Annotated in this window: 1 protein-coding gene; it reads left to right on the forward strand. The window is 72.8% G+C overall.

The genetic code is table 11. From position 1 onward, the window contains the following. Entirely contained in the window at positions 1 to 10,119 is a 10,119-nt protein-coding gene (locus C882_RS12260) for a type I polyketide synthase (RefSeq protein ID WP_009540930.1), read from the forward strand. Position 10,120 lies beyond the last annotated feature (1 nt).

Raw genomic sequence — 10,120 nt, forward strand, 5'->3', positions numbered from 1 at the left:
ATGGCCGACGGTTCCGCGAAATCCGCCCGCCCCACCGGCGACACGGTGAAACGCGCGCTGGCCCGCATCGACGCGCTGGAACGCGAGCTGGCGACCTTGCGCGCCGCCGATGATCCGGTGGCCATCGTCGGCATCGGCTGCCGTTTCCCCGGCGCCGAAGGGCCGGACGCCTTCTGGGACATGCTGGTGGCCGGCCGCGACGCCACCGGCCCCGTCCCCGCCGACCGCTGGACGGCCGATGCCTTCTACGACGCCGACCCCGCCGCCGCCGGACGCTCCTATGCCCGCGCCGGCGGATACCTCGCGCGCTCGCCGGAGGAATTCGACGCCGCCGCCTTCGGCATCATGCCGGTGGAGGCCCACGCGCTCGACCCGCAGCAGCGCATGCTGCTGGAAGTCAGCCTGGAAGCCTTCGAGCACGCGGGCCTCGCGCCCGAGCGCCTGAAGGGCAGCCGCACCGGCGTCTTCGTCGGCCTGTCGCAGAGCGATTACGCCAGCCACACGGTGTTCTCCGGCGCGCCCGAGGGCATCACGGCCTATGACGTCACCGGCTCCATCGGCTCCACCGCCGCCGGGCGCTTGTCCTACGTGTGGGACCTGCGCGGGCCGTCGGTGGCGGTGGATACGGCGTGTTCGTCGTCGCTGGTGGCCGTGGACATGGCGGTGCAGGCCCTGCGCCGGCGGGAGGCCGATGCGGCGCTGGCCGGCGGAGTCAACGTGATCCTCGGGCCGGAAACGGGCATCTGTTTCTCGCGCATGCAGGCGCTGGCGCCCGACGGCAAATGCAAGACCTTCTCCGCCGAGGCCGACGGCTTCGCGCGGGCGGAAGGCTGCGGCCTGGTGGTGCTCAAGCGCCTGTCGGATGCACAGAGGGACGGCGACCGGGTGTTGGGCGTGATCCGCGCCACCTGCGTCAACCAGGACGGCCGCTCCAACGGACTGACGGCGCCGAGCGTCGAGGCCCAGAAGGCGCTGCTGGCGGAAAGCCTCAGCCGCGCCGGGCTCGAAGCGGCGGACATCGGGTACCTGGAGGCCCACGGCACCGGCACGCCCCTGGGCGACCCCATCGAGATCGAGGCGGTGGAGGCGGTCCTGCTGAAGGATCGGCCCAAGGCCGCGCCGCTGGTGGTGGGCTCGGTCAAAACCAACATCGGCCACGCCGAAACCGCCGCCGGCATCGCCGGGCTCATCAAGGCGGTGCTGGCGCTGGGGCACGAGACCATCCCGCCGCATCTGCACTGTGCGACGCCGAGCCCCCACATCCCCTGGGACCGCCTGCCGCTCACCGTTGCGCGCGAGGCGGTACGCTGGCCGCGCGGACAGGCTCCGCGCCGGGCGGGCATCTCCAGCTTCGGCTTCGGCGGCACCAACGTGCATGTGATCGTGGAGGAAGCCCCGCCGGCGCCGGCGGTTGAGGACATCGCGCCCGGCCCCGCCGCGCTGTGCCTGTCGGCCCGCACGCCCGAGGGGCTGGCGGCCCTGTCGGCCCGGTGGGTGGAGTGGCTGACGGCCAATTCCGATCTTCCCGCCCCCGCCATCGCCGCCGCCGCCCTGCGGGAGCGCGCGCGTCATCCGCACCGCCTGTCCGTCACCGGTGCCTCGCCCGCCGCCCTGGCCGAGGCGCTGGGCACGGCGAAGCCGGGCAAGGCGGAGGGGCGGCCGCGCGTGGTCTTCGCCTTCACCGGCCAGGGCAGCCAGTTCGCCGGCATGGGCGCGGACCTGTATGCGGCCGAACCCGCCTTCCGCAAGGCTTTCGATGCCTGCGCCGAGCACTTCCGGGAACCGCTCGGCCTGTGGCTGCCGGATGCCGTGTTCACCACGGGGGACGAGGCCGGGGCGACGCTCCAGCGCACGGGCCTCGCGCAGCCGGCGCTGTTCGCCGTGGAGTGGGCGCTGGCCGCGCTTCTGAAAAGCCGGGGCATCACGCCCTGGGCCGTCGTCGGCCACAGCATCGGCGAATATCCCGCGGCCGTGCTGGCCGGGGCGATGAGCCTGCCCGACGCCTGCGCCCTGGTCGCCGCCCGCGCCAAGGCCATGGACGCCCTGCCCGAGGGCGGCGCCATGGTCGCCGTGCAGGCCGACGAGGCAACGGTGCGCGCGGCTCTGGAAAAAGCCTCCCCGGACGGCGCCGCCGCCATCGCCGCCATCAATGCGCCGAAGCGGGTGGTTGTTTCGGGCGAGGCCGAGGCCGTCGCCGCCGTGGTCGCGGCGCTGGAGGCCGAGGGGGTCAGGAGCACCGCCCTCAAGGTCTCCCACGCCTTCCACTCGCCCCGCATGGATGCCGCCCTGCCGGCGGTTGAGGCGGCGGCGCAGGCGGTGACGCTGAAGGCCCCGCGCCTGCCGTTCGCCTCCACGCTGACGGGCGATGCCTCCGCCGACCTGACCACCGCCGCCTACTGGTCGCGCCAGCTGCGCGCGCCGGTGCGCTTCTCCCAGGCCTGCGCGCATCTGGCGGACCAGGGCGCGACGCTGTTCCTGGAGGTCGGCCCCGGCCCGGTGCTGACCATGCTCGGCCCCCAGGCCACGCCCGGCACGCCCTGGACGGCTTGCCTTGAGCGCGGCAAGGACGGCCCCGCCCGCTTCGCCGAGGCGCTGGGGCGGCTGTTCGTCCATGGCGCGCCCGTTGCCGCGCCGGGACGGGGGCGGCCTCCGTCCCTGCCCACCCTGCCTCATACGGTGTTCGAGCGCCGCCGCTTCTGGCGCCCGCGCACCATCACGCCCACGCCATCCACAGCCACCGCGCCCCGGACCCCGACCCGCCAGGAGACCCCCATGACCCAGACGGCCGCGACCGACGTCATCCGCTCGGCCCTGCTTGATATCCTGCACGCCAACTCGGGGCTGGCGGACATCGACCCGGCGGTGAACCTAATCGAGCTGGGGCTCGACAGCCTCATGCTCATGAGCACGCGCCAGCAGATCGCCGAGCGTTGGGGCCTGGAAATTCCCATCAGCGACTTCATCGAGACGCTGAACACCGCCGACGCCATCGCCGCCCACATCGCCGCCCACGCCGAGCCGGGGGCGGTTGCCGTGGCGGCGGTTCCGGCCGCGCCCGCCCCGGCGGCGGCACCGGCGGGGGCGGGCCTGCTGGACTGGCTGACGGAAACCATCAAGGCCGACGCGGGGCTGGAGACGGACGACCCGGACGCGAACCTGATCGAGGTGGGCATCGACAGCCTGATCCTCATGACCGCGCGCCAGCAGATTACCGAGACCTTCGGCATCGAGATCCCCATCAGCCACTTCTTCGAGGACATGGACACCCTGCGCAAGATCGCCGCGCACCTGGAGGCCCAAGGCGCGCGGCTGGCCGGCGCGCCCGCTGCCGCCCCGGCGGCGGCGGCTCCGGCGCGCGAGGGGCTGACGTGCTCCATCACCGCCCGCCCGGCGGCGGTGCCCGCGCAGGTGCCGCAGATGCCGGCCATGCCCGCCGCTCCGGCGGTTCAGGCCGAGGGGCTGCCGCAGCTTTTCGCCGCCCAGCTTCAGGCGTTGACCACCCTCATGGCCCAGCAGAACGCGCTGCTCTCGGGCCAGCCTGCTTCTCCGGCTGCCACTCCGGCGGCGCCTGCTCTCTCGCCGCCGGCCGCACCGGCGCCCACGGCACCCGTTTCCACGCCCGCGCCGACTGCCTCCCCGGCGCCGGGCGTGTCGGTGCCGGCGTCGGTGGGGCAGCCGGAGACCTTCGTGCCCTACAAGGCCATCCGCACCGACGAGGACAAGGCGGCGACCGACGCCCTCCAGCGCCAGCACCTCAAGGAACTGGCCGAGGCCTACACCGCCATCACCGGCGGCTCGAAGGAGCGCACGCAGCGTTTCCGCCAGTATCTGGCCAACAACCGCAACATCGCGGGCTTCCGCCCCTCGTGGAAGGAAATGGTCTACCAGCTGGTGGTGGAGCACGCCGAGGGCTCGCGCATCCGCGAGGTCGGCGGGCGGGAGTTCATCGACCTGACCATGGGGTTCGGCGTTCACCTGTTCGGCCACAAGTTCAAGCCGATCCACGAGGCCGTCGCCAAGGAATGGACCAAGGGCGCGCCGCTCGGCCCCATGTGGGAACTGGCCGGGCCGGTGGCGGAAGACATCTGCGCCATGACGGGCATGGAGCGCGTCGCCTTCTACAACACGGGCACGGAAGCCGTGATGGTGGCGCTGCGCATCGCCCGCACCGCCACGCAGCGCAACAGGATCGTGATCTTCGAAGGCTCCTACCACGGCAGCTTCGACGGCATCCTGGCCCTGCGGCGGGAGAAGGACGGCCAGCCCGTCGCCGTGCCGGGATCGCCGGGCACGCCGCAGAGCATGGTCGATGATGTCGTGGTGCTGCGCTACGACGACCCCGCCTCGCTCGACTACATCCGCGCCCACGGCCATGACCTGGCCGGCGTGCTGGTGGAGCCGGTGCAGAGCCGCCGCCCCGACATGCGCCCGCAGGCCTTCCTGCAGGAGCTGCGCGCCATCACCGAGCAGACCGGCACCTGCCTGATCTTCGACGAGGTGGTGTCCGGCTTCCGCGTGCATCCCGGCGGCGCTCAGGCCGTGTTCGGCGTGCGGGCGGACCTGGCCACCTACGGCAAGGTGATCGGCGGCGGCCTGCCCGTCGGCCTCGTGGCCGGCAAGGCGGCCTTCATGGATGCGGTGGACGGCGGCTACTGGCGCTATGGCGACGACAGCTATCCGACCAAGCGCAACACCTTCGTCGCCGGCACCTTCTGTCACCACCCGCTGGTTCTGGCCGCCATGCGCGCGGTGCTCGACACCCTGAAGGCCGAGGGGCCGGAGCTGCACGAGCGCCTGAACCGCAAGACATCGGACCTGTGTACGCGCATCAACCGCTTCATGGAAGACAACGACGTCGCCATCCGGGTGGCGAACTTCGGTTCGCTGTTCCGCTTCTTCCTGCGCGGCGACGCCGACCTTCTGTTCTACCACCTGATCGCGCGCGGCATTTACGTGTGGGAAGGGCGCAACTGCTTCCTTTCGACCGCCCACACGGACGAGGACATCGAAGCCGTCTACCGCGCCGTGGTGGAAGGCGTGGAGGCCCTGCGCGCCGGCGGCTTCCTGCCCCGCGCCCATGCCGCCGGGGGCCAGCCGAAGACGGCCCACGCTCCGGCCCTGCCCGCCGCGCCCGTGAAGGCGGAGAGCAAGGGCCTCAAGCGCACCCCGGCCGATATCGTCAAGTACCTGGCGCCCGAGACCATCCACCGCACGGAGGTCTCCGCGCCCCTGCCCGACCCGGCGGAGATGGTGCGCTCGCGCACGGACTTCTCGCTGTACTGCTTCGCGTCGGCCGAGGACGGCGGGGAAGAGGGCTACCGCATCCTGCTGGACGCCGCGAAGTTCGCCGACACCAATGGCTTCGCGGCCATCTGGGTGCCCGAGCGCCACTTCCACGCCTTCGGCGGCCTGTCGCCCAACCCGGCCGTCGCCGGCGGCGCCATCGTGGCGGTGACGGAGCGTGTGCGCCTGCGCACCGGCTGTTCCGTCACCCTGCTCCACCACCCCGTCCGCTATGCCGAGGACTGGGCCATGATCGACCGCATGTCGGGCGGGCGCGTAGACATCGGCGTGGCGCTGGGCTGGAACCCCAACGACTTCGTCTTCACCCCCGACAACTTCGAGCGCCGCAACGAAATCCTGCCTGAAATGCTGGATACCGTGCGCCGCCTGTGGCGCGGCGAGACGGTCACTTTCAACGGCGGCAAGGGCGAGCCCGTGCCGGTGGAAATCTTCCCCAAGCCGGTGAACGGCGACATCCCGCTGTGGTTCACCGCGCCCAAGAACCCCGACACCTTCGTGCTGTGCGGGCGCCAGGGCGTGCCGCTGCTCACCTACCTGGAAACCATGTCGGTCGACGACCTGGCCGAGCGCATCCGCCTCTACCACGCCGCCTGGAAGGAAGCCGGGCATCCCGGCCGGGGCTACGTGACGCTGATGATGCACACGCTGGTCCTGCCGGATGCGGAAGAAGCCCGCGCGCTGGCCCGACCGGCGCTCAAGAAGTACCTGCGCAGCGCCTGGGGCCTGCGATCGCAGCTGGTGGGGTCGCTGGGCATGGGCCTGGATGCCGCCGATGAAAGCGACGTGGAGGCCATGCTGGATCGCTCCGTCGACCGCTACCTGGACGGCGTGTCGCTGATCGGCTCGCCGGAGACCTGCGCCGAGGTGGTGGCGACCTGCAAGCGCATCGGCGTCGACGAACTGACCTGCCTCATCGACTTCGGCCTGGACGAGGATACCGTGCGCCGCGGCCTGCCCCACCTGGCGGAGCTGAAGGACCTGACCCAGGGCGCGCCCGACCCCGACGCCCCGACGCCGGGCAAGGCCCGCGCGCCCAAGGCCGCCGAAAAGAAGGAGGCGCTTGCCGCCGTCCCTTTTCCTGACGTGCCGGCCGTGGCTCTCCCCGACGGGCGGCTGGCGCTGTCCGACGGGCAGAAGGAGATGTGGTTCCTGACCCAGGCGACCCCGGCCGCCAGCCTCGCCTACAATGAAATGGCGCTGCTGAAGCTGTCCGGCCCGCTCGACCTGGATTGCCTGGACGCCGCCCTGGCGGCCGTGGTCGCCCGGCACGAGGCGCTGCGCATCACCGCGCTCGACGGCACCGGCCAGACCGTCGCCGATCGGGTGGACGCGACGGTGGAGGTCGTCGACCTGACCGGGCTGGACGAGTTGGACCGCGATGCCGCCTTGGCCGAGCGCCTGGAGGCAGAGGCCCGCCGCCCCTTCCGCTTCGACGCCGGGCCGCTGTGGCGGCTGGTGGCGGTGCGCGTGGGGGGCACGGACTGGCGGCTGCTGTTCTCCGGCCACCACATCGTCACCAACGGCTGGTCCATCGCCCTGGTACTGGACGAGGTGGCGCGGCTGTACTCCGACCCCGCCGCCGCCCTGCCCGCGCCGACACCCTTCACCGCCTACATCGCCTGGGAAGCGGCGCGCGGGGACAAGCGCGCGGCCAACGCCCACTGGTGGAAGGAACACCTGGACCCGCCGGCGCCCGCGCTCGCCCTGCCGGTGGATTACCCGGAAACCGGCCGCCCCACTTTCACCGGCGGCCGCGTGACCCTGACCCTGGACGGCGAGGCCCTGGCCGCCGTGCGCAAGCTGGCGGGCAAGCACAAGGCGACGCTGTTCATGGTGCTGCTGGCCGGCTGGCAGGGGCTGCTCGCCCGGCTGACGGGGCAGGAGCGCATCGCCGTCGGCGTGCCCGTCTCCGGCCAGGCGGCCATGGACCGGGCGTGTCTGGCGGGGCAGTGCTCCACCATGCTGCCGGCGGTGGTGGATGCCGCGCCGGATAGTGCCTTCGCGAACCTGATCGGAGCCGTGCGCAAGAGCATGGCGTCGCTGTATGAACACCAGGAAGTCAGCCTCGCGGCGCTGGCGGCGGAGGGCGTGGCGGTGCCGAGCCTGTCGGCCATGTTCAACCTGGACAGCGTGGCCGCCGCGCCGGACTTCGCGGGCCTGACCGCCGAGCCCGAACTGGCGCCCATCGCGCGCGCCAAGTTCGACCTGGCGCTGAACGCGCTGGCCATGCCGCGCAAGCTGGTGCTGGACCTGGATTACCGCCAGGACTTGTTCGCCGAGGACACCGTGGCGGCCTGGCTGGAAACGCTGCGGCTCATGCTGCTGGCCGCCGCCGAGGCACCGGAGACCGCCCTTTCCGCCCTGCCCGCCGTGGCGCCGGCCGCGCTGCCGGTGCCGGTGCCGGAGGGCGAGCCGGTGCCGCCGGGGCTGGAGGATGGTGTTACGATCGACGACCCGGCCCTCAGCCCCTTCATCCGCGAGCGGCTGCAACAGGCTGACGCGGCCACCACCGCAGCCGCCCGAGCCCTGATCGATGCGCTGGAGTTGACGGCTGACGACGTGATCCGCGTCACCGCGACGCCCGCCGACGACATCATCCTCGCCGCCCGCCTGACGGGCGCCTGCCTGGGGCGGATCAGCCCGCCGACCATCGTCGACCTGCCGGAACACCTGCTGCCCGACACCGCCGACCTGTCGGACGTGCGCGTCCTGCTGGTCTCCGGCGCGCCGCTGCTGGCGGGACATGCCGCGCGCGGGCCGAACGCCGCCAGGCGCCTGGGCGCCCTGCGCTCGGCGGACGGGCGGCGCACGCTCGCGCTGGGGCCGATCCGCGAGGACGCGGCGCGGGGCGACCGCGTGGTCTTCGACCGGCCGCTGTACCCGGTCCCCGCCGTCTCCGTCGCCGGCACGATGGCGGAAGGGGTGCGCGTGCGCGCCGAGGGGCGGCTGGACGGCACCGCGCCCGACACCGATGCCCATGTGGCGGCCGTGCTGCGCCTCGCCTGCCGGGACGCCGTCGTGGAAGGTGCGACCGCCTGGGTGGTGCTGGAGGACGACACGACGCTCGCCGACATCCGCGCCACCGCCCGCGACCTGCTGCCGCCGGCGCTGGTGCCCGCCCATCTGGTGCCGGTCACCGCCATTCCCGACGCGGCCCGCGTCGACCCTGTCCGCGGGCTGGGCGTGCCGCTGCCCGAGGCCGTTCCCCGCGAAGCCGCCGAGGGCGACACCGCCGGGCGCCTCTGCCTCCTGTGGGCGGACCTGCTGGGCCGTCCGGTGGCCGCCGACGACGGATTCCTGGAACTGGGCGGCAACAGCCTGAAGGCAACGCAGCTTCTGCTGCGGGTCAAACGGACCTTCGGCGTCGGCCTGGCGCTGGCGGATATCTTCGCCGCCCCCACGCCCGCCGCCATGGCCGCCCTGATCGACTCGCGCCGCGACGATGGCCCGGCCCTGCCGGCCATTCCCTCGGCCGGGGAACAGGAGGACTACCCGCTGTCGGCGGCTCAGCATCGCATGTGGATGCACCAGCGCATGCAGCCGGACTCGGTGGTCTATGCCGTGCCCGTGGCGGTGATGATCGAGGGCGCGCTGGACGTCGACCGCCTGCGCGATGCCTTCGCCGCCGTCCAGAAGCGCCACGACGCCCTGCGCCTGCGCTTCATCGACCGCGACGGGGAGCCCCGCCAGCTCATCGAGCCCGACCCCGGCCTGCCGTTCTCCACCGAAACGCCCGCCGAGGGCGACCCGGAAACGGTGCTCACGGAACAGGCCCGCACGCTGGCGCAACAGCCGCTGGACCTGGAGGCCGCGCCGCCGTTGCGCGCGATCCTGCTGCCCTTCGCCGAGGACCGTCACGGCCTGGTGCTCAACGCCCATCACATCATCACCGACGGCTGGTCGCTGGCCGCCCTGCTGCGCGAGGTGGCGGGCATCTACGAGGCCGGAGAGGCCGGGCCGGCGCCGACGCTGCGCTATGTGGATTATGCCGCCTGGCAGGCGGCGGCCGGCGGCATCGATGCCGGCGACCGGGCCTTCTGGCGCAAGACCCTGGCCGCCCCGCTGCCGGTGCTGGACCTGCCCGCCGATCACGAGCGCCCCGAGAGCAGCGCGAACCCCGGCCGCACGGCCTTCCTCAGCCTGCCCGTCGCGCTGGCCGAAGGCGTGCGGGGCATGGCGGCGGAGCGCGCGACCACGCCCTTCGTGGTGCTGACGGCGGCGGTGAAGGCCCTGCTGTTCCGCCTGTCGGAACAGACCGATCAGCGCGTGGCGACACCTGTCGCCGGGCGCGTGCATCCGGACCTGGAGCCCGTCCACGGCCTGTTCGTCAACACCGTCATCCTGCGCGACCACATCGACGGCGCCCAGGGCTTCGGCGCGCTGGTGGATGCCGTGCGCGGCACCACGCTGGCGGCACTCGACCATGCCGCCTGCCCCCTGGATCAGGTGATCGCCGACCTGGACCTGCCCCGCGACTGGAGCCGGGCGCCGCTCGCCGACGTGCTGGTGGCCCTGCACGACGAGTCCGAGTTGCGGCTGGAGTGGGGCGGCCTGTCCCTGCGGCAACTGCCCCTGCCCATGGAGGCCGTGCCCTTCGACCTGCTGTTCCAGTTCATCGACACCGGGGCCGCCATCGACCTGCGCCTGGACTATCGCGCCGACCTTTACGCGCCGGAGCGCATCCGCCTGTGGCAGCAGCGGCTTCTCGCCCTGCTGATGGATGCCCTGGCCGCCCCCGACAAGGCCCTGTCGGCGCTGGACGTCGACACCAAGCCCACCCGGCGCCGTCGCGCCGGCAGCCGGATCAAGCTCTGAC

Origin of the sequence: Caenispirillum salinarum AK4 (genome assembly GCF_000315795.1) — a bacterium.
Lineage (GTDB): Bacteria > Pseudomonadota > Alphaproteobacteria > Rhodospirillales > Rhodospirillaceae > Caenispirillum > Caenispirillum salinarum.